The 24880-nt window shown below is 36.4% G+C and carries 17 protein-coding genes and 1 pseudogene; 8 read left to right on the plus strand and 10 right to left on the minus strand.

Features of this window, described 5'->3' with window-relative positions; translation table 11 throughout:
- Positions 1 to 59 precede the first annotated feature (59 nt).
- Both AC3WV0_RS03320 and AC3WV0_RS03325 read left to right on the plus strand, forming a co-directional pair.
- Positions 60 to 2279 carry a TonB-dependent receptor plug domain-containing protein gene (locus AC3WV0_RS03320; protein ID WP_488843979.1) on the plus strand — a complete coding sequence of 740 codons (2220 nt, stop codon included), beginning with the start codon at positions 60 to 62 and terminating at the stop codon, positions 2277 to 2279.
- 127 nt (positions 2280 to 2406) lie between these two features.
- Positions 2407 to 2880, plus strand: a complete 474-nt coding sequence (locus AC3WV0_RS03325; RefSeq protein ID WP_488843981.1) for a DUF3347 domain-containing protein — start codon at positions 2407 to 2409, stop codon at positions 2878 to 2880.
- 163 nt (positions 2881 to 3043) lie between these two features.
- Here the strand turns inward: AC3WV0_RS03325 and AC3WV0_RS03330 are convergent, their stop codons facing one another.
- Both AC3WV0_RS03330 and AC3WV0_RS03335 read right to left on the minus strand, forming a co-directional pair.
- Complete coding sequence (locus AC3WV0_RS03330; RefSeq protein WP_002979276.1) at positions 3044 to 3910, minus strand: sigma-70 family RNA polymerase sigma factor; 867 nt, start codon at positions 3908 to 3910, stop codon at positions 3044 to 3046.
- Positions 3911 to 4469: 559 nt separating this feature from the next.
- Positions 4470 to 5261: a S1/P1 nuclease gene (locus tag AC3WV0_RS03335; RefSeq protein ID WP_488843983.1), complete on the minus strand. Its 792-nt coding sequence runs from the start codon at positions 5259 to 5261 to the stop codon at positions 4470 to 4472.
- A gap of 573 nt (positions 5262 to 5834) precedes the next feature.
- On the opposite strand from AC3WV0_RS03335, the gene AC3WV0_RS03340 reads away from it, so the two are divergent.
- From AC3WV0_RS03340 to AC3WV0_RS03355, 4 genes are all read left to right on the plus strand, one after another.
- On the plus strand, positions 5835 to 6776 hold the full coding sequence (locus tag AC3WV0_RS03340) for a type VI secretion system baseplate subunit TssG (RefSeq protein WP_488843985.1): 942 nt from the start codon (positions 5835 to 5837) through the stop codon (positions 6774 to 6776).
- A gap of 56 nt (positions 6777 to 6832) precedes the next feature.
- A complete protein-coding gene (locus AC3WV0_RS03345; RefSeq protein ID WP_089999225.1) occupies positions 6833 to 7747 on the plus strand; it encodes a TssN family type VI secretion system protein in 915 nt (304 codons plus the stop codon).
- A gap of 11 nt (positions 7748 to 7758) precedes the next feature.
- Positions 7759 to 8898: a hypothetical protein gene (locus AC3WV0_RS03350; protein WP_488843989.1), complete on the plus strand. Its 1140-nt coding sequence runs from the start codon at positions 7759 to 7761 to the stop codon at positions 8896 to 8898.
- A 511-nt stretch (positions 8899 to 9409) separates the two neighbouring features.
- Positions 9410 to 10588 carry an aminotransferase class V-fold PLP-dependent enzyme gene (locus AC3WV0_RS03355; RefSeq protein ID WP_488843991.1) on the plus strand — a complete coding sequence of 393 codons (1179 nt, stop codon included), beginning with the start codon at positions 9410 to 9412 and terminating at the stop codon, positions 10586 to 10588.
- Between the two features lie 990 nt (positions 10589 to 11578).
- Here the strand turns inward: AC3WV0_RS03355 and uvrA are convergent.
- Complete coding sequence (gene uvrA, locus AC3WV0_RS03360) at positions 11579 to 14371, minus strand: excinuclease ABC subunit UvrA (protein ID WP_488843993.1); 2793 nt, start codon at positions 14369 to 14371, stop codon at positions 11579 to 11581.
- Between the two features lie 320 nt (positions 14372 to 14691).
- Between uvrA and AC3WV0_RS03365 the strand changes: the two genes are divergently transcribed.
- Positions 14692 to 16503, plus strand: coding sequence for a TonB-dependent receptor plug domain-containing protein (locus AC3WV0_RS03365; protein WP_488843995.1), 1812 nt, complete (start codon positions 14692 to 14694; stop codon positions 16501 to 16503).
- A gap of 73 nt (positions 16504 to 16576) precedes the next feature.
- Positions 16577 to 17299 (plus strand): DUF2490 domain-containing protein, encoded by a 723-nt coding sequence (locus AC3WV0_RS03370; RefSeq protein ID WP_488843997.1) that lies wholly within the window; start codon positions 16577 to 16579, stop codon positions 17297 to 17299.
- Here the strand turns inward: AC3WV0_RS03370 and AC3WV0_RS03375 are convergent.
- From AC3WV0_RS03375 to AC3WV0_RS03405, 7 genes and pseudogenes are all read right to left on the minus strand, one after another.
- Complete coding sequence (locus AC3WV0_RS03375) at positions 17296 to 17742, minus strand: phosphohydrolase (RefSeq protein WP_488843999.1); 447 nt, start codon at positions 17740 to 17742, stop codon at positions 17296 to 17298. The genes AC3WV0_RS03370 and AC3WV0_RS03375 overlap by 4 nt on opposite strands.
- 110 nt (positions 17743 to 17852) lie before the next feature.
- Positions 17853 to 18137, minus strand: a complete 285-nt coding sequence (locus tag AC3WV0_RS03380) for a hypothetical protein (protein WP_488844001.1) — start codon at positions 18135 to 18137, stop codon at positions 17853 to 17855.
- 181 nt (positions 18138 to 18318) lie between these two features.
- Positions 18319 to 20097 (minus strand): acyl-CoA dehydrogenase FadE, encoded by a 1779-nt coding sequence (locus AC3WV0_RS03385; RefSeq protein ID WP_488844003.1) that lies wholly within the window; start codon positions 20095 to 20097, stop codon positions 18319 to 18321.
- Between the two features lie 119 nt (positions 20098 to 20216).
- The gene (locus AC3WV0_RS03390) at positions 20217 to 20585 is read right to left on the minus strand and encodes a four helix bundle protein (RefSeq protein ID WP_488844698.1); all 369 of its coding nucleotides are present in this window, start codon (positions 20583 to 20585) and stop codon (positions 20217 to 20219) included.
- A gap of 57 nt (positions 20586 to 20642) precedes the next feature.
- Entirely contained in the window at positions 20643 to 21821 is a 1179-nt protein-coding gene (locus AC3WV0_RS03395) for a thiolase family protein (RefSeq protein ID WP_488844005.1), read from the minus strand.
- 99 nt (positions 21822 to 21920) lie between these two features.
- A pseudogene (tnpA, locus tag AC3WV0_RS03400) lies at positions 21921 to 22384 on the minus strand (IS200/IS605 family transposase).
- Between the two features lie 84 nt (positions 22385 to 22468).
- Entirely contained in the window at positions 22469 to 24865 is a 2397-nt protein-coding gene (locus AC3WV0_RS03405; protein ID WP_488844007.1) for a 3-hydroxyacyl-CoA dehydrogenase/enoyl-CoA hydratase family protein, read from the minus strand.
- Positions 24866 to 24880: the final 15 nt, after the last annotated feature.

Consider the following 24880-nt stretch of genomic DNA (forward strand, 5'->3'; position numbering starts at 1 on the left):
GTTTAAATAAGTTAAAATAAAATTTATATATTCACGTTTGAAATTCTAAAACATTTCTTTTGAAAAAACTAGTTTTACCATTGAGCCTTATGGTTCCTGCATTAGTATTCTCCCAGGTAAGAAAAAAGAAGGATACAATGAAAACCGCCACTATTGAAGAAGTGGTATTTCAGAAAAAAGTGACAGGAAGAACCAATGATCTTACCACTGTGAAAATTTCAGCTAAAGATGCTCAGAATGTAGCGAGCATTTCCGGAGGTATTGAAGGAATTATTAAAACCTTACCTTCCGTTAACTCCAATACGGAGCTTTCTTCACAGTATATGGTTCGTGGCGGAAACTATGACGAAAACCTGATTTACATTAATGATATTGAAATCTACAGACCTTTCCTGATCAGGAATTCCCAGCAGGAAGGTTTGAGCATCATTAATCCGGATATGGTTTCCACCGTGAATTTCTCTGCCGGAGGTTTTGAACCGAGATACGGCGATAAAATGTCTTCAGCATTAAATATCTACTATCGGGAACCTGAAAAATTCGAGCTTTCGGGAGAAGGCAGCTTGATTGGCGGAAGACTTACCACCGGATTTGCAGCAGGCAAAGATAAAGATGACAATAGAAAACTTACTGCTTTATTTTCCGGGAGATACAGAAACACAAACCTTGTTCTCAACACGTTAAAAGAGGATACAGATTTTAATCCAAAATATATGGATTTTCAGACGTATCTCAACTATCATTTTAGCCCGAAATTAACGTTGTCATTTATAGGATATTATTCAAATAATGACTACGAAATGATTCCGAAAACAAGAGAAGTTGATTTCGGAAGTCTTTTGCAGCCGCTTAAACTGAATGTAGGATACATCGGGCGCGAAGACGATAAGTATAAGAATATGATGGGAACAGCATCAATGAACTTTAAACCGTCGGATAAATGGCGTTTTACCCTTGATGCTTTTGCTTATCAGAATCGTGAACGAGAGTATTATACTATAAATTCCAGGTATTCTTTAGAAACTTTTGATCCGGTAACCGGTGCTCCCGTTACTTCATATGATTCAGGAGGCCAGATAGAACATGCAAGAAACGATTTATATGTAAAAACTTACGGAGCACAGTTTAGGACACGTTTTTCACCAAACATCAATACCGATATTGAACTTGGATTTAAATATGAAAAAGAAAATTTAAAGGATCTTACCAATGAATGGAAACTGGTGGATTCCGCAGGATACAGTCTTCCCCATGAGGAATTTATAGTTCCACGGGACGCTGAAGATCTTAGGCTGATGTACAACATTGCAGGCAAAAACCATATACAGCCGACACGATTTTCTGCTTATGCTCAATATTCTCAGAAGTTTTTCTGGGGCAGCAGTAAAGTTTTCGTAAATGCCGGAGCGAGAGTTGCCCACTGGAGCTTTAATAATGAAACTATTTTTTCACCAAGGGCTCAGTTTGCCATCAAGCCGGATTGGGATACAGATATGTTGTTCAGACTTTCGGGAGGAGTTTATTATCAGGCACCTTTTTATAAAGAAATAAAAGATCTTGATGGAAATTTCAATTCCTCTATAAAATCTCAGCGATCCATTCAGGCTATCTTGGCCAATGACTACGAATTTTATATGTATGACCGTCCTTTTAAGCTGACGACAGAACTTTATTATAAGAAGATGAATGACCTTATTCCGTATTATATGGATAATGTCAGAATCCGCTATACTGGTAAAAACAATGCTTCCGGATATGCATATGGAATTGACACAAGACTCTTCGGGGAATTTGTTCCGGGTATAGATTCCTGGCTGTCGGCGAGTTATGCAAGAGTATACGAAAACATTGATGATAAAGGGAATATCCCTAGACCGACCGATCAGCGGTTCAGATTCGCGATGTTCTATCAGGATTATATGCCGGCATTTCCGCAAATGCGTGTCAACCTTACCTTAACCTATGCGATGGGGCTTCCGACAGGTGCACCGGTGCTTACAGATCCTTATCAATATCAGAAAACATTACCTTCGTACAAAAGGGTAGACCTTGGATTGTCATATGCATTTATAGATCCTAAGGAAAGGAAAGGAGGATATGGATTCTGGGGTAATTTTGATGAGCTGACTTTAGGCGTACAGGTTTTTAATGCATTTAACATCAGAAATACGGTAGCCAACCAGTGGATTACTGATGCAAATACGAATTTTATGTATCCTGTTCCGGTACGTCTTACAGGACGATTCTTTAATGTAAAGCTTGAATTTAAAATTAAATAAATAATAAAAGAACTTCTGGATATTCAGAGGTTCTTTTTGATTCTGTAACAACCTTCCAAAATTTTATAACAACAATATCACATATATTTTTAAATTTGTGTGTTAAAATAATTTTATATCCGTTTAAATGAAAAAGTATATTATTACGGCAGTAATTTCTGTATTCTCAATAATTTCGATATCAGCACAAACTAAAAAAGATGCTCAGGTTTCAGAATTGTATCACCATTATATTGCTATCAAATCTGCTCTGGCTTCTGATGATGCTGTTAAAACGTCAAAAGCGGCTTCAGAATTTGTCGAAACATCTTCTAAAATCAACAGTAAAATTGTTCCTGAAAAGGAATTAAATATTCTTCGAAAAGATGCTAAGACTATTGCAGACAATAAGAATATCTCGTCACAAAGGCAGACTTTTCATCAACTTTCTGACCACATGATCGTACTTGCAAAAGAGTTTAAGCTATCACAAAATCCAGTTTACATTCAATATTGCCCGATGGCCGACGGAAGCTGGCTGAGTGATGAATCAAAGATTATTAATCCTTATTATGGAAAATCGATGCTGTCTTGCGGAAGTGTAAAGTCTACGATTAAATAAACTGTATAAGTTATAGATTATTTGCTACTTACATATTTTAAAACAATAAATAACTTTAATAAATATACAAAAAGAAATTCAGTTTTGGGTTTCTTTTTTTATTTCTAAAAATAAAAAACGGAGCCTGAAAAATCAAGCTCCGCTATTATTTTTAACTTAAAAATTATTTACCTAAATAAGATTTCAAAATCTTACTTCTGGTATTGTGTTTCAATCTCTTGATCGCTTTTTCTTTGATCTGACGTACTCTCTCTCTCGTAAGATCGAAAGTTTCACCGATTTCTTCCAAGGTCATTGGATGTTTCCCGTTTAAACCGAAATACAATCTTACAAGATCCGCTTCTCTTGGAGTCAGCGTATTCAATGCTCTTTCGATTTCGATTTGAAGAGATTCCAGCATCAGATCTTTATCCGGGCTTGGAGATTCTCCTGAACGTAATACATCATAAAGATTGGAATCTTCACCTTCTACCAAAGGTGCATCCATAGACAAATGTCTTCCGGAGTTTTTCATTGATTCCTTGATATCTTCCTCGCTCATGTCAAGAACTTCAGCCAATTCTTCCGGAGAAGGTGGTCTTTCGTTTTCCTGTTCAAGGTGAGCGTAAGCTTTATTGATCTTGTTGATCGATCCGATCTTGTTCAATGGTAATCTTACAATTCTCGACTGTTCAGCCAAAGCCTGTAAAATCGACTGACGGATCCACCAAACTGCGTAAGAGATAAATTTGAAACCTCTAGTTTCATCGTACCTTTTTGCCGCTTTCATAAGTCCCAAATTACCTTCATTAATCAAATCCGGTAAAGAAAGACCCTGATTTTGGTACTGTTTGGATACCGATACTACGAAACGAAGGTTGGCTTTTATTAATTTTTCCAGCGCTGCTCGGTCGCCCGCACGGATCCTTTGTGCCAATTCTACTTCTTCGTCCGCAGTGATTAGTTCCACTTTACCAATTTCCTGCAAATACTTGTCTAATGAAGCAGTTTCCCTGTTGGTTACCTGCTTAGTGATTTTTAATTGTCTCATTTATTATTTCCTCAAAAAAGAGTTTCTATATATTATACGTATGAGATATCAAAAAGGTTACAATCTTTTCAATAATTTTTTATTTAATTAAATCGGATCTGAAAAATTAGTTGTAAATTATCGCTCTTACAATATAAATAGCAGGTTTTATTTTATAAGGAGTTATTAATTGAAAAGCAATATTTTTTTTATTTGAAGCTTTTTCCCGCTTTCCGTTGCAATCTTTTTTTTCAAAAAAGGATTTCCACTTCAATCGGGGCTAGGATAGAGGTTAAAAAATATTACAACTAGACATCATAAAGAATTCATCATTCAATTGCGTAGCATATTCGCTTTATAAAACCACCCCGACAAAAATTCTTGCAGAATTTTCGCCACCCCTCCAGAGGAGGGATTTTAATACCGCTGAAAATCAACTCATTTAATTCCAATCGGAGTCACTATTGATTATTGTCAATTCACTAATACTTTTCAACAAAAAAGCGAAACCGAAGTTCCGCCTATATATTATAACAAATAGTAAAAGTAAATTGACTATTCACAATTCACCATTCATTCTTTAAAAAAGATCATTCAACCATTTTGCAAGTCTTAAACCGCCATACAAAAGCTGTCTTTCCATCGTATCGTTGAATTTGTACTGATAATCGTAAGACAATTTAGAATCCATCGGTGTCTGTGCATAGATCTTGTTGGCAATTTTGTGGGAATCATACAACCAGTCTTCCAGTGTTCCTTTCTGGATTTGCTTTACTTCATCATCAGATTTAATGTCCAACAGTTTTGCATATTCTGTATAACTGTATTTTTGAGAATCCACCAGTTTCCCGTCCCATACAGAATGTAAATTTGTTTTTTCTCCGAAATACGTGACGTTAATTTTATTCCCTCCTAAATCTTCAGCTCTTCCTACATGCAAAGGCTGGGCAAGATCTCCCATGATGTGGATAAGAAAAATCAAAGCAATTTTTCTGTCTTTTTCAGAAGTTTTTTCGTCTTTAAGCTGACTGGAAAGAACATTCACCTGAGTATACAAGCTTGGTCCTGCCTGAGCTTTAAGCTTCTCTTCAAAAACTTTGAAATCTGTCTGAGGGTCAATATTTACATAATGCCATGAAGAAGCCTGTTTCCATACGCCGGTAGTATCAGATTTAATAAAATCCGGCCAGTTGGCCCAGTACGCAAGACGTTCTTTCCCCATGATTTTTCTAACCTCTCTTCTCGCTTTTCCGGAAAGATGGTTCTCCGCAATTTCTGCAATAATTCTGTGCCCTGTCAATCCCCATGCATATGAATAAAGGGAAGATGCGATGAACGCCATAACCAGGATTTTTGAATACATACTTTTCATTGTAATAACATTTTCAGGCTGCAAAGATACGGTTAATTTTAAGGTTCAGATTAAGGTTGAAAGAAGGATTGAGGAAATTTAATCAAATCTTAATTTCAGTGGAGAAGGGAAAGGTTGAGGCCGAGGCTAAGGTTTAGTCAGGTTTTAACGCTGATTTATTCATTTAATAATTCTTTATTTATAGTGTAAAGTTCTAATTCAACTTTACATATTATTTTTAGAAATAAAAGCAAATAAAATGCCTACGAAGCTTGAAACACAGCTTTGTCAATTAACTTGTTGATACTTCTTTGCTCACTTAAAAGATTAAGTCTTCAAATAAAATCTTTGCGTCAAAAAATGAATGATGATTTTGTAACATTTAACCAAATTTAAACAAACTCTCAACCTCAACCTCAACCTCAACCTTAATCTTAGTCTCAGCCTTAATCTTAGCCTTAGCCTCAACCTTGTTTTCTTTTTTCTTCTTTTAATCACAATTATTTACTATTTTTAGAATAAAATTAATTGTAAAATATTTTTTCAAGAATTTGAGAAATATTATTTTTACAGGCCAAAATCACAGCAAACACTATGTATGAGAATAATATTGTAGAAATGCATTACAATAAACTGCAGACAGACTTCAAAGCGGAAGCTGTAGCAGTGAATCTCTTGAAATATCACAGAGCAGTAAGCAATATTTTTATCGAACGGATCGGCATTAACGACCGTGCTTATCTTAAGGATATTAAGGGCATCACAAGTGACTACCTCGGGTTCGATGAAGAGGTTTTCACTATAGAAACATATAGGGAAGGTATTTACGATTATCTTCCGGAAGGACTTTTCCATCCGCCTTCACTGGGTGCAACCAGGAAAAATGTAGAAAATGTTGTCCGGGAAATCCGTAAGCAGAAAAGAGTAGAAGAAGACGCCCGAAAATTCTTCAAGCCTTTTGAGCTGGAAATATTTTTTACCGAAATAAGTGCTCTTCTTAAAGAATTCGATTTTGAAATTGCCAGCGATACCGATGCTCTGCTGGATACAGTAAGCGAACTGTGGCCCCTGATTAAAATGATGGATCAGCAGAATGCTTATATTTTCATTTATATTTTGCCCTTTTTTCATCAGATACGGGGTGATAAAGCCTGGTTCGAAAGATGCATGACGGCCTTCCTTCAAATTCCTGTGCAGGTCACTTTCGCACCGAATATCATCGCAGGTATTGAAGAGGAAAATGATTCTATGCTGTTGGGTAATTCACAATTGGGAGTCACTTATATTCCCAGCGGAAATCACATGGACGGGCAACGAAATTGGGTGGTCAACATTGGGCCGATTCCTTATGCGGAAATGAAAAAATATATAAATGGAAGTCCGTTCCGGAAAGTACTTCAGGCAATGTATGATTATTTCCTGCCGGTAAGTGTTGATATTGAAGAAAATTTCATCACTGAAAAAAAAGAATATTCTTTCGCTTTGGAAGATGATGAAAGAAATGCAAACAGGCTTGGATACTCAACATTCCTCTGAAAATTTTTAACTATATTTACTTCACCAATTAAAAATATTAATTCGAAAAAAGACACATGGAAATTTCTTCAGTAAAGGGAATCTTTTTAAGGTATATTCTGATGCCTTTGTTTGCGGTTATAATGATGGTAATTCTGGGGATTATCAGAAGAAATAAGCCTGCCATAAAGATCAAAACCATTATCATCTATGTTTTGTTGTGCAGTTTGTGTCTGGCCATTCCGGGGATTTTCGGCTTTGCGGGAAATCTTTTTAATCCGTATTGGTACCTTATTGCGCAAATCATTTATCTTATTTTGGGCATCATCCATGTAAACCTCTCAGACAGATATTTTAAAAAGCATTTTAATTCTCTTACAAAAAGTATCCTGTTTGAATCTATATTATCTATAACGTGCATCGGCTTTGGAGGATATCTGTTTTACCTTATCTTCAACTGGATGAGTAAAGGAACCGGATATCCTATAATGGCGGCCACAAGTATTTTAACTTTTCTCGTTCCGTTGGTATTCCATTACTGCTATGTACAATTGATCAGCATTCCTGTAGATATTTATAAGACCTGGAGATATTCGCCGGATCAGAAGCTTCCTGATTTTGAAGGCGCAGATTTCGACAGACTGATGGTACTTAATGTTGAACTCAGCAAAAATCTCGAAGACGCCAACAGATTCAGAATCAAAGCGAAGACATTGCCAACAGGCGTGACTTTCGGTGACTGGTTTTACAGGGTTGTGGATGACTATAATCACAAAAACCCGAATTCCGTAATTCATTTGTCTGATCAGGAAAGCGAGCCTTATTACTGGATTTTTTACACTAAAAAATCATTCTTCAGCTTTAGGAAGTATATTGATTTTGACCAGGATATTACAGAAAACAGAATCGCAGAAAATGATGTTGTTATCTGCAAAAGAGTAATACAGCACGAAGAAGAAGGACTACGAAGAACACAAACACACCCATTTTAAAAATATTAAATATGATACAGCCTATTAAGCATTTTGCCATCAATTGGGTTGACGGGATGAAAGTTTCCCAGAGACATCTTAACGATCAGGATAACTTTTTGATTGATAATATAAGAGACTCCAATTCATTAGGCATTACCACATACAATTACGGATTATTGCCAATATCGAATGAATTTACTGACCGTACGATATTTGATGTTCATAATACGGCAACCAACGATGTACAGCTCGTTATCAAGCATTGCAGTGCTGTTACCCTTGCGGGCTACAGAATTGAGCTAAATGACAGAAGAGTCAGCGTCAAATCACTTGCAAAGCTGATGAATGATGAGCAGGCAGACGGAGATTACTATATTTTAATTTCCGTAAATCCTTTTGATAAAGTGCCATTCGGAGATATTGATCCAGAAGAAATTCCGCCGCGTCATCCGAATACGCAGCCCAATCATCATATTGAACTTCTTCCCGTAACCTCTCTGAACAGCAGCTATTCCGGAGGAAATTACCTGATCATCGGGAAAGTAGACTTAAAAGGAAACATCGCACAGGTAGATTCTAATTTTATTCCACCGTGTACTTCCATCCAAAGCCATCCGGCGCTACTTGATTATTATAATAATTTTGCGAGATCTATCGGTAATCTTCAGCAATATGCTTTCAAAATTGTTCAGAAAGCTTCGCATAAAAATCAGAATACCGCATTGGCACAGAACGTAAAGTTTTTGTGCAATACCATGATCAATACCTTTGGAGATATGTATTTCCAGTTCAGAAATATTACTCCTTATCAGCCGCCGGTATTTTTGATTGAATCTTTTGCAAAACTGGCGCTACGTCTTTATAATGCGACCCAGATTCTCATTCCTGCAGAGCTTGAGGAAATGCTTAATTACAGCCTTGAATGGAGTGAGATTGCTCCACATACGTTACTTAATCAACTGTCTATCGTGGCAGAAACAAATTATGATCACCACAACTGTGGAGAGCCTTTATTGTACATCCAACAAATGCTGAGAAGCCTTGAAACGATTTTCTCTAAGCTGAGCGAACTGGATTATATCGGACAGCGAAAAGAAAATATCATTGTCAACGAACAGGAAGTTTCGAATAACAACAACCCGAAAAGAGGCTGGAGTGTTTTAGATTAATTTAAAAACTTTAAAAATACTGATCCCGAAATTTTTATTCGGGATTTTTTGTATAAAGTTTGTTTAAAATTTATATTTAACCGCAAAAGATGCAAAAGATTATTCTTAACATTAAGGAATTTAGTTTATTAAGTAAAAAAATAAGGAATCAATTAATTAATTTAAATAACTGAGTTCTGGATAAAACGCAAAGCTAAACAAAAGTATTAATCATAAGGTTTTAAAAATTTAAGATATACAAAGGCGTGAAACTTATCAAAGTAATACAAAATTCTTGTATTACTTTGATAAACGAAGTGGCATTGTTTAACTTAAAAAGCATTTCAAAAACTAAACATTTCTTTGTTTCTCTTTGCGATAAAATAATTTTATTTTGAAAATCAATTATTTAAAATATCTTTTATCCCAAACTGAGGTTAAATTAAGTTAATTAAGAAATTAAACCTTTAATTCTTAATGTTAAAATATATTTATAATTTAAACATATTCTAAGATTAAAATTACTTTTAAAATGAATACAGATAAAATACGACAAGACATCAGAGGACTTTCAGACGATAAAATTTTTCTTAATAATGCAGGATCATCGTTAATGCCATCCGTAGTTGTTGATTCTATGATCAATTATTTACAGCAGGAAGAGCAACTGGGAGGTTATGAAGTTGCGGATCGGAACGCAAGGCACCTGGAAGAATTTTATGATGAAACTTCAACATTAGTCAATGCTAAATCTTCCAATATTGCTTTTGCCACAAGCGCAACAGAAGCGTATACGATGGCATTGTCAAGTATTGTATTTAAAGAAGGGGATGTTATTATTACGACGGCCGATGATTATATTTCCAATCAGATCACCTTTATTTCCCTGCAGAAGAAAATGAACATCAAAGTCATCAGAATGAAAAATCTGCCGGATTATGAGCTTGATCTCGACGATTTGGAAATATTAATTAAAAAATACAATCCCAAACTTGTTGCCGTGACTCATATTCCTACCAATTCAGGTTTAATTCAGAATGTGGAAGGGGTAGGTAAAATCTGCAGGAAGTATGATATTCTCTATCTCGTTGATGCTTGTCAGTCGGTCGGTCAAATGGTTGTTGATGTACAAAAAATTGGCTGTGATTTTCTTACGGCAACAGGAAGGAAATTCATGAGAGGCCCAAGGGGAACAGGATTTCTGTATGTTTCGAATAAAGTGCTTGAACAAAACTATGCACCTCTGCTTCTAGATATGAGGGGAGCAAAATGGTCAGCATTTGACGATTATGAGCTTTTTGATTCTGCCAAAAGATTCGAGCACTGGGAACTTTCCTATGCCTCTTTGCTCGGATTTACCGAAGCTTTAAAATATGCCAACACCATCGGCATGAATCATATTGAAGAATACAATAAAAAACTGTCACAAACGCTCCGCAGTAATCTTCAAGACAGTGGATTCCACGTCTGGGATTTGGGTAATCATTTAAGCAGCATTATAACGTTCTCCGGTCCAGGAGGAGATCTTGAGAACATTCAGAAAGTTTTGAAAGAGAATAATATATTCTTTTCGGTAACCTATAAAAATTCAGCATTAATTGATTTTACCAGGAAAAACATCAATGGAATTGTACGACTGTCACCGCATTATTTCAATACACGAGAGGAAATTGAAACAGTATCAGAGCTACTAAAGCAAAGTCTGCTTTAGGATGCATAAATAAGCCGTTTTTAAGATACAACCTTGATACATATAATATCAGTTCAACTTAAAATTTATTTCACTGTTTAATTTTCATAAAGTCAGAAAATCATAATCTTTCTTTAATACTTATACTTAAAAGAAGATCAAGAACTGATGAAAAATAATTTTTTAGCAGTGATTTTGTTACAATGCGAAACAAATATAATTCTTTAATATAAATAAGACATTAATAATATTTATAACACATTGTATTTTAATAATATATATATTCATTTTTAAACTTTAAAAATGGATAGCTCTAAAATTTATCAGGATAAACTGAACAAATTATCAGGATGAATTGGGAAAATTACCAGCATAATTTTCCAGATTTATCCTGATCATTTTTTTCAACGATTGGTATGAATTAAAAACGGAGATCGCAAGCTTCCTAAAATTAATCAGAGAAAAAGAATTAATTTTTCGAAATTGCAGCTTAAGAATTTTAAAGATTTACAAACTGTTTAATTTTTTTCTATTAATTAGAGAGCGTCAGTTTGAGTATGTTTTTCGAAATGAAATGGAGAAAACCGTATTGAGAACCTGTAATGAAAACCTCCATTCTCGATACGAAATTCTTTCAGAATTTTACTCGAATTGACGAAAGTTACGCCTACAAAAGCTATATTATCTACTAATAAAAAAGAAGCTGTCCTAAAAGTTGGATAGTCTCTATTTTAAAACTTTGCTATTTTTAAATTATCATCTACAGCAAATGGCGTGAAGTCATGTTTTTAATTTGCTCCAGGAGGAGCAGTATCTGTGAGACCTTCGTCAGTTTGTTGTAATATGAACTCCGGAGGAGTTCTATCTTATTATAGTACACCTCCGGCGTGCTTGTATGTTCTATCGTTTTTTTTCTGCTACACAGATACTGCTCCTACGGAGCAAAATTTCCTTATCCATTTTTAATGCTAAAAAAGGCTGCCCCAACTTTTAGGACAACCTTTTTTAAATTTATTGTTCCAGCTTTTCTTTGATATACTTGGCTGTGTAAGATTTTTTATCATTTGCCAGCTCTTCCGGTGTTCCGGTGAATACTACTTCACCACCATGTTTTCCCGCTTCAGGACCAATATCGATAATGTAATCTGCACATTTGATGATATCCGGCTGATGCTCGATCACAATGACAGAATGTCCAAGATCAATTAATGCCTGCAAAGATTTCAGTAATTTTTTGATATCATGGAAGTGCAAACCTGTCGAAGGTTCATCAAAAATAAACAGTGTCTTATCAGTAGTAACCCCTTTTACCAGGAATGAGGCCAGCTTTACACGCTGCGCTTCACCTCCGGAAAGAGTAGAAGAGCTCTGTCCCAGCTGCAAGTATCCGAGTCCTACTTCCTGTAGCGGTTTCAGCTTAGTTACAATTTTATCTTCGTGATTATCTTTAAAAAAATCAAGGGCATCGTCTACCGTCATGTGCAGAATATCGGAGATGTTCTTTTCGTCATATTTGACTTCAAGAATTTCGTTCTTAAAACGGGTTCCTTTACAGACTTCACACTGAAGCTCAATATCAGCCATAAACTGCATCGATACATTGATGACTCCTTCGCCTTTACATTCATCACATCTTCCGCCATCTACGTTGAAGGAGAAATGTTTAGGCTTATATCCCATCATTTTCGCCACTTTCTGCTTGGCAAATAAATCCCTGATGTCATCGTATGCTTTCAGATACGTAACAGGATTTGAACGTGAAGATTTTCCTATAGGGTTCTGATCGATCAGTTCAATATGCTTAATCAGTTTTTTTGGAAACTCAACCGAATCGTAATCTCCTTTCTTTCCGCCCATACCCAGCTGAATCTGGATGTCATTGGTAAGAATTTCTTTCATTAAAGTCGACTTTCCACTACCGGAAACTCCGGAAATAACAACAAGATTTTCCAACGGAACATCTACATCTACATTTTTGAGATTGTTTTGTCGGGCACCTCTGATGTTAATCCATTCTTTTGCTTTCCTTCGGTCTTTGGGAATTTCTATCTCCAGTCTTCCGGTAAGGTATTTGGATGTTAAAGTATCAGCATTTTTGAGCTCTTTATAATCTCCTGCAAATACAAGTTCGCCACCAAGATAACCTGCTTCAGGGCCGATATCAATAATATAATCTGCGGCTTTCATTACATCTTCATCATGCTCCACAACAATTACCGTATTACCTAAGTCACGAAGATTTTTCAAAACTCCGATAAGATTTTCCGTATCTCTGGAATGCAGTCCGATCGAAGGCTCATCCAGAATATAAATGGAACCCACGAGCGAACTTCCCAAACTTGTAGCAAGATTGATTCTCTGGCTTTCTCCTCCCGAAAGGGTATTGGAGGTACGGTTAAGCGTTAAATATCCCAATCCGACTTTTAATAAAAATTCAATACGGGTAGTGATTTCATAAAGCAATCTTTTGGCTACTTCCTGATCGTGTTCCGATAATTTTAAACTGTTAATCAAAGGGAACAGCTCATCCAAAGGAAGCTCAATCATCGACTGGATATTATGTCCGTCGACCTTTACCCAGCTTGTTTCTTCACGCAGCCTTAATCCTTCGCAGGTAGGGCAGAGGGTCTTTCCACGGTATCTGGAAAGCATCACCCGGTACTGTATTTTGTAAAGATTTTCTTCCAGCATTCTGAAGAAGTTATCGATGGATGGGAATGTGCTTTTGCCGTCACCTTTCCAAAGGTATTTTTTCTGTTCCTTGGTCAGCTGATGATAAGGTTTATGAATCGGAAAATCTTTAGCTTTTTTGATGAAATCTTTTTTCCATTCACTCATGCTTTCTCCTCTCCATGAAGCTACCGCATCTTCGAAAATAGATAAAGCTTTATTGGGAATTACCAGATCTTCATCAATACCGATCACTTTACCGTATCCTTCACAGGTCGGACAGGCACCATAAGGGTTATTAAAACTGAAAAAGTGAACATTCGGTTCCAGAAATTCTATGCCGTCAAGCTCAAATTTATTGGAGAATTCTTTTATTTCCCCAGTATCTGTATTTTTCAGATAACAGTATCCGCGACCTTCATAAAATGCCATCTGTATAGAATCTGCAAGACGCTGCAGGAAGCTTTCATCTTCCTCGTAGGAAAAACGGTCGATTACGAGATTGATTTCCATTCCTTTTTCGGGAGTGAACCCGAAGCTTTCCAGATCTTCAATTCCTGCTACATTACCGTTGATCTCGAGTCTTGTAAATCCGGCAAGCTTGAGAATATTAAGATTTTCTGCAAAGTTTTCTGCATCATATTCGTAAGGAGCCGTGAGTAAAAACGATGAATCTTTTTTTGAATCTTTAATAAAGTCTACCACATCAGAAACCGAATCTTTCTTTACTTCTTCACCCGAAACCGGAGAAAATGTTTTCCCGATCCTTGCAAAAAGAAGCTTCAGATAATCGTAGATTTCCGTTGACGTCCCCACTGTTGACCTCGGGTTTGAGGAAATTACTTTCTGCTGAATAGCAATGGAAGGGGCGAGCCCTTTAATATCATCAACCTTAGGCTTTTCGAGCTTGCCTAAAAACTGACGTGCATAAGAGCTAAGGCTCTCTACATATCTTCTTTGTCCTTCCGCATAAATCGTATCAAAAGCCAATGAAGATTTTCCGCTTCCGGAAACTCCCGTAATGACGATCAGCTTATTTTTAGGGATGAGAACATCGATGTGTTTCAGATTGTTAAGGTGTGCGTTCTTAACGAAAATCTGTTTTTTTATATCTATATCTGTTGTATTAGCCATAGTAAAATTAAGACTAACAAAATTACGAAATTCTGACGGATTTTTTATTTAATTAAGGCTAAATTACGGTGTGTTGCTGTCATTGCATTTTCATGTATTGTTTTAATACCATAGAATTATTTAAATTTGCACAGATAATTGCAACAGAATGAGAAAGTTTTTCAGAGATCTGATTGCACATTTGATGAGAAAGCGCTAACAACGATATTTCCCACATGCAGTTTTACCCAACTGCATTTTTTATGACATTTATCATTGTAGGTGTTAGAGAACTCCACTACTTTTGGGATCTGTAAAAATAACCGGTATAATTTTAAGGTATGATCAAAAAAGCAGGAAGTATTTTTTTTCTCGGAACATTGTTTTTCGTACACGCACAGGAAAAATCAACTGATATAGAAACTATTGAAATTCAGGGGAAACTTTTTTCCACGCCGTATAAAAGCGCGAATCAAAACATTACTGTTATCACGAAAGAGGAAATTCTTAATTCTCCTGCACAAAGTATCGACGAAGTGTTACAGCAGGTAGCAGGAATGGACATCCGAAGGAGAGGAGCTAACGGCGTACAAAGTGATATCGGATTCCGGGGAAGTTCTTTTGAGCAGGTTCTTTTGCTCCTGAATGGGATCAGGATGAATGATTCACAAACCGGTCACAACACGATGAATCTGCCTGTCGACCTTGATGATGTAGAAAGAATTGAAGTAATCAAAGGTCCTGCAGCAAGACGTTTCGGACAAAATGCCTATGCTGGTGTTATCAATGTTATTACAAAAACAGATCCGGGAAAAAGAGTGAGAGTAAAGGCTGAAGCCGGAGATTACGAAACGTATGGTTTAGGCCTGAACGCTCAGCTGGGAAATGAAAAGTTCTCAAATTCTTTACAGGCCAATTCTTCCGGCTCACAGGGATATATGTACAATACCGATTATGAAATCAGAAATATTTTTTATCAAAGTAAGCTTAACATTAAAGATGGAAATATAAGACTTCAGGCGGGCTTTTCTGAAAAGAAATTCGGAGCCAATGGCTTTTATTCCTCAAAAGATGCAACAGAACAATATGAAGAAACACAAGCTTCCATCGTAAGCCTGGCTCATCAGCAAACCTTTGGAAAATTAAAATTAAACTCAAATGTATATTGGAGAAGAGGGCAGGATATGTATCTCTATAATAGGGAAAAACCTGAAGTCTACCGTAATATGCACATCGGTAATAATGTGGGCGGAGAAGTGAACTCCAGCTATCAATGGGGATTGGGAACTACAGGAATTGGCGTAGAGCTAAGAAAGGAATTTCTTGCAAGCAATAACCTTGGAGAGAGAAACCGGTTTGTTTCCCAGGTTTTCTTTGAACATCATTTTTCACTGCTGAACAACAAACTAAACATCAGTCCGGGAATTTCATGGGCAAATTATTCTAATGAAGGAAACTTTTTTTATCCCGGTTTAGACGTTGGCTATAGCTTTGACCAGAACAATAAAATTTATGGAAACATTGCAAAAGTTCACAGAATTCCATCTTTCACAGATCTGTATTATGTAAGCAAAACCGAGCAAGGTAATCAGAATTTATTGCCTGAAAATGCGGTTTATGCTGAAATAGGATACCAGTTTCAGACAAAAAATATACTGGCAAAGCTGAGCGGATTCCTGAGAGATTCTGATAATGCCATCGACTGGACCAAAATAAGCAACGATGACCCGGTATGGTATGCTCAGAATATCGGAGAAACCACGATTAAAGGGATTGAAGCAGAGGTAAATCATCGCATCAACAACTGGCTGAAATACACGGTCAGCTATACTTATTTGGATAATAAATTAAATAAACCCGGCAATTTTTTAGCAAGATATGCTCTGGATAATTTAAAACACCAGTTCATTACAAAACTCGAAACAAGATTTTTGAAAAACTTTACTAATGAAGTTATTTATCGTTATAATGAAAGATTGAATAACGGCAGTTACAATCTTTTGGATGATAAATTAAGTTTTGTTAAAACAGACTTTTCGATATATATTCTTATTAATAATTTAACAAATACTTCATATACAGAAACATTTGGTGTTGCAATGCCTCAAAGATGGTTCCATATTGGGTTATCTTATAATATCAATATTAAATAATTGTTAATTGTTGATGAATTAAAGTTAATATTAACAAATTGTTAATTCATTTACATTTGCAAAAATTTTTTGAATGAAACTGTCAGTAGGTTTAGGTCTGAGTTTATTTTTAAGTACAACATTTTTCAAAGCACAAGAACACATTTCCAGCTTTAATGCACTGACGATAACTTACAAATTTCATCCGAAGTTTTTTCTATATGCAGAAGGCCAATCGAGAGGAATTGAAGAATATACGTATCCTGATTATTATGAAATAAAAGGTGGATTGGGATATAATCTTACCAAAAACCACAAGCCTTTTGTTGGGTTGGGAAGATATGCAACGTACAAAGAGCATGCGATCAATAAAGAAGAATTCAGGATCTGGCTACAGGATGTCATTGATTTTAAAAAGGGAATTGTAAAATTTGAAAACAGACTCCGTGCGGAAAAATCGTGGTTTTATGAGCCTCAAACGGATAAAAGCTCGCAGAGAATGCGTTACCGTTACCGTCTGAATATTTCTGTTCCTTTAAATGCAAAAAAAATAGGTCCCAAAACTCTTTTTGCCAATGCCTATGATGAAATATTCATTGTATCTCCTATAAAGCCTGCTTTTGCGAGAAACAGGGTATATGGCGGCTTAGGATATCAGATCGATGAACACTTCGGTGTCTTAGGGGGGTATCTCTGGCAAAGAGAATTTGAAGCAAAAGGCAATAAAAACTTTCATTTTGTATACCTTGCTTTAAATATCAATATTGATGATACAAATCCTCCTGCCAAAACCTACCATTTCCCGGGTGCGGATTAATATTTCTCAATCAGATAGCGATACGCTTTAAGGTATTTGTTAAATCTCTTGATATCTTTGGGAGTCAACTCTCTGTTTACACGGCGAAGATCCATGTTGTCACGCAGGTCATTAAGCTTTACAGCAACTGCTAATGGAGAGCGCTCTGTTCTTCTTACAAAATCATCATAATCTTCTTCAGGATCAAATTTTGTAAGACAGCTGATGGCAAAAATAATATATTCCGGGAAACCTTCACTTCGAAGATAATCAAGGCTGAATTCCTGCGGATGGTCTTCAACAACATCATGCAATACCCCTACAATCTTTTCATCCAGGGTTTTTCCGTATTCCATTACACGAATAACGTGGGCAATGTACGGTGCATGATATTTGTCTGTCTGTCCTTTGTGTGCCTTATCGGCTATTTTTATCGCTCTGTTGAGCAGTTCTTCTTTTGTCATCGTAAATAAGTAGAATACAAAAATAAAAAATGCCCCAAGATTTGAGACATTTTTTAAATAATAATTTTGTTAAATACGAATTCTTAAGACATTAAAAATAAAACAGGCAATTATTTATCATCTTCCTTCTTTTCTGGAATCATTGCATTAAGCATTTTATAATCGGTGGAATCTTTTCTGTTGTCCTTAAGGCTGGAATATAACGATTCATCAGGTTTTGCAGAAGGCATTTTATATATTTCCTTTTGAAAATCTTTAGACTTAAGATTCTGATCAGGCAAAGTAAATGTTTTTACCTTTGCCGTATCCATTTTAGGCAAGACCGTTTTTTTGTCTTTTTGCTGTGCTGAAACCGCAGTCGAAATAAATATAACTGAAACTAATACTATTCTCATAATAAAATTTACATTAAATGATAGCCATTGTGATAACAAGACAATTCAGGATTCAATTATATTACATCACTTACTACATTTTAGTTTTTTATTAAATTGAAGAATGAAATTTTAATTAAAATACAAAAATAAAAGCGCCTCAAAAATGAGACGCTTTGAAATCAAATTTATATATAAAAGACTAATAAGCTCCTTTTTCGATGTAATGTGCAGCAATTTTTTCAGTTAATGCCACTACATTCGGATGATTTGTATATTTAGTGAATCTTCTTAATCCGGAAAGCATCATTCTCTGCTCGTCGCCTTCTGCGAAAGAAACGATTCCTTCTTTTGCAGCGGTGATAATCTTTTCAACCGCCTTATAAAGGTTTAGCTGAGCCATTGCCGCTTCAACAGAATCAGGAGAAAAATGTTTTTCAGCTCTTAAAACCGCAGATTCTGCCATGTAGATTTGGTTCAGGATTTCAGAAGCATTCAATAATAAATGTTGCTGTTTCTCGATATCCATCATATATTTTTGAAGCGCGGCACCGGAAACCATTAAGAAAACTTTCTTAAGATTAGCTATAATAGCTTTTTCTTCACTCATGAAAGCCGAATAGTCAGGAACATCAAATGATGGAATTCCCATCAGCTCTTTGCTGATTGCCATGGCAGGAGACAATAAGTCTAATTCACCTTTCATTGCTCTTTTAATCAGCATCCCTACCGAAAGTAATCTGTTGATTTCATTGGTTCCTTCATAAATTCTTGAAATTCTTGAATCTCTCCATGCTGCTTCCATTGGCGTATCTTCAGAGAATCCCATTCCGCCGTACACCTGAATTCCTTCATCTGCCGTATGCTGAGCAAGATCGGAAACAAAAACTTTCAGGATTGAGCATTCAACGGCAAACTCTTCCACCCCTTTAAGTTCTGCAGCCTGATGATCCATTCCTCCGGCAACCAATTCTTCAATTTTATCTTCAATATTTTTTGCAGCCCTGTAAGAACCTGATTCGCTAACGAAAACTCCGGTTGCCATTTCAGCAATCTTCTTTCTGATCGCTCCAAATGTTGAGATAGAAACGCCAAATTGTTTTCTTTCGTTTGAATATTGAATTGAATGATTTAAAATTCTTCTTTGTGCATCAAGACAAGCAGCCGCTAATTTAATACGGCCAACGTTTAGTGCATTGAGCGCAATTTTAAAACCATTATTTCTTTCCCCTAAAAGATTCTCAACAGGAATTTTCATATCATTAAAGAAAACCTGTCGGGTAGAAGAGGCACGAATACCGAGCTTATGTTCTTCCTCACCGAAAGTCAGACTTTCAGGATTTTCAAGTTCAGAACGATTGATTACAAATCCTGTAATATTTTTATCATCATCAATTTTTGCGAACAAAGTAAAAGTATCGGCGAATCCAGCATTGGAAATCCACATTTTTTGTCCGTTAATGATATAATGTTTTCCGTCCTCAGAGAGTTTTGCTCTTGTTTTCCCTGAGTTGGCATCAGAACCAGCATCCGGTTCTGTCAAACAGTATGCTCCGAATTTTGTTCCTGCTGCTAAATCCGGAAGGTATTTCTGCTTTTGAGCTTCTGTTCCGTAAAGGACAATTGGCAATGTTCCAATTCCGGTATGTGCACCATAAGCCGTTGCCAATGAACCTGTAACTCCTGAAATGTAATCGCAGGCCAACATAGTTGTTACGAATCCCATCCCAAGACCACCGTAATTTTCAGGAACAGAAATTCCCAAAAGTCCCATTTCGCCAAGCTTACGCATTACTTCTTCCGTAAATGCATAATCTTTTTTCTCGAAACGCTCTTTTTGCGGTACGACTTCTCTGTCTATAAATTCTTTCGCAGAATCGCGAAGCATTTTTTGTTCTTCATTCAGTTCTTCAAGACTGAAAATTTCATTGGCAGGAATTTCCTTAATGAGGAATTCACCTCCTTTTACTATATTTCCCATTTAATACTTGATTTTTTTATTTATTTTAGACTTTAGATAATAGACCGATAGAGTATAGACTTTTCGTCCTTGTATAGAACCACATTTTGATCATCTATTTTCTATCTGTCTATCATCTTTTAAATTCTGTTTAATGTATTCTGAAAGACCATTGTCGCTCTTTGAAATTCTTCAATCATCCTTTCAAAGATCTGACATTTATCATCAGACAAATATTTTCTATGATTTGCTAACAGTACTTGTGTTTGCAGTTCAAATGATGAACCTAAAGAAATATCTAAAAAATGACTAAAAGACTTATCTGTTCTGCTTGACCCTTCTGCTATATTGGAAGGAATAGAAATCGAACATCGATCGATCTGGCTCTTCAAACCATATTTTTCATAATCAGGAAAAGTATCAGTAAGATCAAATGCTAATTTTGATATTTCCATACTCATTTGCCAGATTTTAAGTTTCTTAAAATTGTGTCTTTTAAAATCATTCATCATTTTTATGTTTAAAGTCTATTATCTATTTGTCTATTGTCTTATATCTATTTTCTTTTAAAGTAATTCAAAAATACTCGCTGCTCCCTGTCCTGTTCCTACGCACATGGAAACCATTCCATATTTGTTTCCGCGCTTTCTCATTTCGTCAAGAAGCTGGACAGTCAATTTTGTTCCGGTACATCCCAGTGGGTGACCAAGAGCAATGGCTCCTCCGTTGACATTCAAAATATCAGGATTTAAGTCTAATTCTTTTTTGATAGCAACAGACTGGGAAGCAAATGCTTCATTTAATTCGATCAATTCAATATCTTTCAACTCCATCCCCGCCTGTTTCAATGCTTTTGGAATGGCATAAATTGGCCCCATTCCCATAATTCTTGGCTCAAGACCTGCTGCTGCATAAGCTACTAATCTTGCTTCGGGCTGTAAACCTAATTCTTTTACCATTTCTTCACTCATTACCATGACAAAAGCCGCACCGTCGCTCATTTGAGAAGAGTTTCCGGCAGTTACACTTCCTCCGTTGGCGAAAACAGGTCTTAATTTAGCCAAACCTTCCAATGAAGTATCTGCTCTTGGGCCTTCATCGACGGAGAAATCAAATTTCTTTGTCTGCATTTTCTGGTTTTCATCCAAAAAATTATATTCCACAGGAATCGGAACAATCTGACTCGCAAATCTCCCTTCCTTATTCGCTTTCAATGCTTTCATATGAGATTCAAAAGCAAACTGATCCTGTTCTTCTCTGCTAATTTTATATTGCTTGGCCACTTCTTCTGCCGTGTAGCCCATTCCCCAATAATAATCAGGGTTTGTTTTGGCGATATCTGTTTCCGGCACCGGCTTGTAACCTCCCATCGGAATGTAAGACATTGATTCTGTACCTCCGGCAATAATGCAATCTGCCATTCCGGCCTGAATTTTTGCAGAAGCAATAGCAATCGCCTCACTTCCTGAGGCACAATATCTGTTTACCGTAACTCCCGGAACTTTGTCTGTATTTAAACCCATCAGGGAAATCAGACGTGCCACGTTTAAGCCTTGCTCAGCTTCAGGCATTGCATTTCCCACGATAAGGTCGTCAATTCTGTTTTTATCTAATTGCGGAAGCTCAGCCATCAATTTTTCAATTACGGTTGCCGCCATTACATCGGGTCTTGTAAATCGTAAACTTCCTTTTGGAGCTTTTCCAACGGCAGTTCTGAAACCCTTTACGATATATGCTGTTTTCATATTTTTTGTTTAATTAATTTTTTAAAAGTTTGCCTCGTAGAGGTAAACTGTTCATAGCTTTTTGTTTTGCAAATCGTGGAGCTCCGTAGGAGCGACCTGTTAATCACTGATCCATTCAAATAAATATTTCGGATCATATTGAATTTCAAACTTTTGCAATAAATCCAAATATTCTTCTTTAAAAGTTTTCTTTTTATGATGCTGTTCCTGATTTAAAATATACTTTACAACAGAATCTATACTGCTTTTAGAATAAGAGAATGCACCATATCCTTCCTGCCAATTAAACTTTCCTTGCATCCATCCTTTTTCATTAATAAATTTTGATGACCCAGCTTTTATATCTCTAACAAAATCCGAAATTAAAACTGTTGGACTAATGCTTACGAGAATATGCACATGATCCGGCATTGCAAAAACCGCAAATAATTTTTGGCTTCTGTTGGTAACAATACCCGTAATGAACTTATGCAATTCTTCTCTGTTTTCTTTTGAAATCAGATTTTGTTTTCTTTAACAGCGAAAACAATTTGAATATAAATTTGTGTAAATGTATTTGCCATAAAAACTAACAGGTCGCCTCTACGAGGCTCATCAATTTCATAAATTATTCTGCTATTAACAGTTCGCTCCTACGGAGCTCTCCATTAGTTTCTCAAAGGTTTTCCATTTTGTAACATGTACTGAATTCTTTCCAGTGTTTTTCTTTCTCCGCAAAGCGATAGGAAGGTTTCTCTTTCAAGATTCAATAAATACTGTTCGGTAACGACTGTTGGTTCAGAAAGATTTCCTCCGACCATGACGTTGGCTAATTTGTCAGCAATTTTCTTGTCGTGTTCAGAGATATAATTTCCGGTAAGCATCTGGTCGGTTCCGACATAGAACATTCCCAGTGCATCTTTCCCCAACACTTTTACTTTCTGCTCGATTGGCTGCGTATAACCATGTTCTGCAAGACTTTTTGTCAGCATCTTTGCGGTCTTGATCTGAGTTCTCTTGTCAACGGCAACAATATCTTTACCATGTTCAAGAATTCCCATATCATAAGCTTCATAAGCCGAAGTTGCCACTTTACCCATAGCGATATTCATGAAAGCATCACGAAGCCTGTTATTTTTCACGTCGTCATTATGGAATTCTCTTGATGTTCTCAGCGTCAGTTCTTTCGTTCCTCCACCACCAGGGATTACACCAACTCCTGTTTCTACGAGTCCGATGTACGTTTCTGCGGCTGCAACCACTCTGTCGGCGTGCATTGTCATTTCACAGCCTCCTCCAAGCGTCATTCCATGAGGAGCTACCACCACCGGAATAGAAGAATAACGAACCCTCATCATGGATTTCTGGAAATAAGCGATAGCCATATTCAGATCATCCCAATCCTGTTCGATCGCCATCATTAAAATCATGGCTAAATTGGCTCCTACAGAGAAATTGGTTCCCTGATTTCCGATCACTAAACCGTCATATTCCTTTTCAGCTAAATCAATTGCCCTGTTTAATCCATCCAACACTTCGCCTCCTAAAGAATTCATTTTAGAACGGATTTCAAAATTGATGATTCCGTCACCTAAATCTTCAATGGCAGCACCGGAATTACTCCAAAGCGTTTTATTTTTTCTGATATTATCTAGTATGATGAATGAATCCTGTCCCGGAATTTTGCTGTACTCTTGAGAATCTTTATCAACATAAATACTTTGTCCTTCTTCATTAACTTTATAGAAAGATTCTACATTTTTCACCCAGTCTGAAACTTCATAACCTGCTTCTTTAGCCAATTCAATACCTTTTTGTATTCCGACTGCGTCCCAGATTTCAAACGGCCCGTTTTCCCAACCGAAACCGGCTTTCATGGCGTCATCAATTTTGTACACTTCATCAGAAATTTCAGGAACTTTATGCGAAACGTAAGCAAACAATGCTCCCAATGATTTTCTGTAAAGCTCTCCGGCTTTGTCTTTTCCGCCAATTAATACTTTAAATCGATCAATCGGCTTGTCGATATTTTTAGTTAATTCCAAAGTTGGAAATGAAGATTTCTCCTGAAGTTCGTATTCTAAAGTATCAAGATTTAGTCCGTGAATTTCAGATTTTCCTTCCGCATTTTTTACTTTTTTATAAAAGCCTTGTTCAGTTTTAGAACCCAGCCATTTATTATCAACCATTTTCTGGATGTAATCCGGGAGTGCAAAAACATCATTGAAATCATTTGTTGCTTCAGCACCGCTTTGACGAACACCATTGGCAACCATGACCAATGTATCCAGACCAACAACATCCGCAGTTCTGAATGTCGCAGATTTTGGACGGCCAATGACCGGCCCCGTTAATTTATCCACTTCAGAAACGGTTAATCCTAACTTCTGAACATTATGAAGTAAATCCATCATGGAGAATACCCCGATCCTGTTTGCGATAAATGCCGGTGTATCTTTGGCTAAAACGGTTGTTTTCCCTAAGAATTTTGCTCCGTAGTTCATGTAAAAATCAATCACTTCCGGAAGCGTATCGTGAGTAGGTATAATTTCTAAAAGAGGTAAATATCTCACAGGATTAAAAAAGTGTGTTCCTGCAAAATATTGTTTAAAATCGTCACTTCTTCCCACTGTTAAAAGATGAATGGGAATTCCGGATGTATTAGAAGAAACCAGCGTTCCGGGCTTCCTGAACTGTTCTATTTTTTCATAAACGGACTTTTTGATGTCTAATCTTTCAACGACAACTTCAATAATCCAGTCTGTATCTTTTATTTTCGGTAAATCGTCATCGAAATTTCCGATTTTTATTCTGTCTGCAAATTTCGGAGAATAGAGTAGAGCCGGACTTGCTTTTTTCAGTTTTTCAAAGTTTTCTGCAGCAATTCTGTTTCGTACTGCTTTATCATCTTTGGTCAAACCTTTTTTCTCTTCTGCTTCAGTCAGTTCGAAAGGAACAATATCCAGCAGCGAAACCTGAACGCCAATATTGGCAAAGTGCGCCGCGATACCGCTTCCCATAATTCCTGAACCAAGAACCGTAACATGTTTGATTCTTCTTTTCATTTGATTTTATTGATT

It is taken from the genome of Chryseobacterium sp. 27AL, assembly GCF_057815395.1.